This window comes from Betaproteobacteria bacterium, from assembly GCA_016791345.1.
Classification (GTDB): domain Bacteria; phylum Pseudomonadota; class Gammaproteobacteria; order Burkholderiales; family JAEUMW01; genus JAEUMW01.
In genome coordinates, this window is record JAEUMW010000209.1 from 1 (window position 1) to 1,940 (window position 1,940).

Consider the following 1,940-nt stretch of genomic DNA (forward strand, 5'->3'; position numbering starts at 1 on the left):
GCCGCAGGGCGCGTTCTACGTGTATGCGAGATGCGACCGCTTCACGAGCGACAGCTTCGCGCTCGCACAGGCGCTGCTCGATGAGGCAGGTGTCGCCGTCACGCCCGGCATCGACTTCGGCGAGCACCGTGCGCGCGAGCATGTGCGCTTCGCGTACACGACATCGCTCGACAATCTGCGCGAGGGCGTACGCCGTCTGCGCGATTTCTCGGCAGGCGCTGACGTCGATTCTTAAGCCGTGTAATCCGGCCACGTCCGATCGCGATCGTTCATGATCGGATCGGGCAGCGGCCAGCTGATCGCGAAGGCGGGGTCGTTCCATCGCGCGCCGCGTGCCTGCTCCGGCGCGTGGAACTCCGACATCTGATAGAACACTTCGGTGTCGTCCGCCAGCGTCTGGAAGCCGTGCGCGAATCCCTCGGGGATGTAGAGCGCCTGACCGTTGTCCTCCGTGAGATCGACGGCGATGTGCTGCAGGTAGGTGGGTGAGCCGGCACGCAGATCGACGATCACGTCGACGATCGCCCCGCGCGCCGCACGCACGAGCTTCACCTCCGCGCTCGGCGGCGCCTGCCAGTGCATGCCGCGCAGCGTGCCTCTGCGCTTGTTGAAGCTGACGTTGCACTGGACCACGCGCGGATTCAGTCCATGCGCCTCGAATTCGTGCACGCAGAACGTCCGCGCGAAATGGCCGCGAAGGTCTTCCTTGCGATCCAGTCCGATGACGAAGGCACCCCCGAGCGCGGTTTCATTGAACAGCATCCTGCTTCCTTTTCACGAACATGGTCTGCACACGGCCGCCGATGCTACGGCGCCGCGACGAATGTAGCGCCGCTGTCGAAGACGGTCAATCAGAGTCCGCGCGTGGCTCGGGACAGAAAGTTGAAGATTGCGTGATTGCCGTGTGACCGCTGGCGCCCAGAGTGGCATCGCAGGTGTGGCAGGGCGCCGCACCGTTCCCGACACAACGAGGAGCGTATGCCATGAACAAGCAGGAGATGGTCGACCTACTGGTGACGCACGAAACAACGTCCGCGCCCGCTGCAACGCGCCGGCGCAACTTCGCACGGCTCTCCGAGCGCCTGCTCGAGCGCGAGCTCCTGTTCCGCGGCCTGATCGACTTCGACGAGCCGGAACCGAGCGAGGAGGACGCCGACCCCGGCGTGTGGAGCGACGAGATCAATGCTCTCGTCTCCAGCTCGCGCCGTTCACGTCTCGACAATCACTTCTTCGACTGACCGACGCAGGCAACGTCACGGAAATGTGAACTTCCCGTGACGCCGCCGTGAGACCGAACGCCCACACTGTCCACCATGCAGAACGGAATTTGAAGACGCCGCCGCTGCATCGCCGTACCGAGGGTACGGCCGTATGCCACCTGATTCTGGAGGTCACGACCATGTTCACCACTCGCCAATTGATCCAGTCCGCGCTTCTCGCCGCGGCCGTCACAGCCACCGCGCCGGTCCACGCCGACGCGAGCTTTGCCACGGGCGGCTACGCACGCATTGCAGCCGCGCACGATGTCGAGGGCACGGCGATTCCTGCAACCCCGGAGTTCTCGTTCGCGAACGGTGGCCATGCCCGCTTCGTGCACGAGTCGCTCGACACGCAGGTGCTCGAACCGCAGGCGACCAGCAGGTCCCGCCAGCCGTCGTTCGCCACCGGTGGTTACGCGCGGCAGGTGCTGAGCGATGCCGGCGTCGTCGCGAGCGGCCTCAAGGTCGCGGGCTATCCATGGGACAAGGACGGCTACCGGTCCGACGGTGGTTTCGCGCCGACAGAGACAACCGTCGTGGCGGGCTACCCGTGGGACAAGGACGGTTACCGTTCCGACGGCGGTTTCGCGCCGGCGGAAACCGTGACCATTGCAGCCTACCCCTGGGACAACGGCGGCTATCGGTCCGACGGCTGGCGCGCGCCCGAGCTCGCGAGCTGAA

Annotated in this window: 4 protein-coding genes; 3 read left to right on the forward strand and 1 reads right to left on the reverse strand. The window is 65.7% G+C overall.

Going from position 1 to position 1,940, the window contains the following annotated elements; genetic code table 11:
* The coding region (locus JNK68_07865; GenBank protein ID MBL8540274.1) for an aminotransferase class I/II-fold pyridoxal phosphate-dependent enzyme at positions 1-235 on the forward strand (235 nt) is incomplete at its 5' end.
* Here JNK68_07865 and rfbC read toward each other — a convergent pair.
* Positions 232-762 (reverse strand): dTDP-4-dehydrorhamnose 3,5-epimerase, encoded by a 531-nt coding sequence (gene rfbC / locus JNK68_07870; GenBank protein MBL8540275.1) that lies wholly within the window; start codon positions 760-762, stop codon positions 232-234. The genes JNK68_07865 and rfbC overlap by 4 nt on opposite strands.
* Before the next feature lie 221 nt (positions 763-983).
* Between rfbC and JNK68_07875 the strand changes: the two genes are divergently transcribed.
* On the forward strand, positions 984-1,238 hold the full coding sequence (locus tag JNK68_07875; protein ID MBL8540276.1) for a hypothetical protein: 255 nt from the start codon (positions 984-986) through the stop codon (positions 1,236-1,238).
* Positions 1,239-1,327: 89 nt separating this feature from the next.
* Positions 1,328-1,939, forward strand: a complete 612-nt coding sequence (locus JNK68_07880; GenBank protein ID MBL8540277.1) for a hypothetical protein — start codon at positions 1,328-1,330, stop codon at positions 1,937-1,939.
* Position 1,940 lies beyond the last annotated feature (1 nt).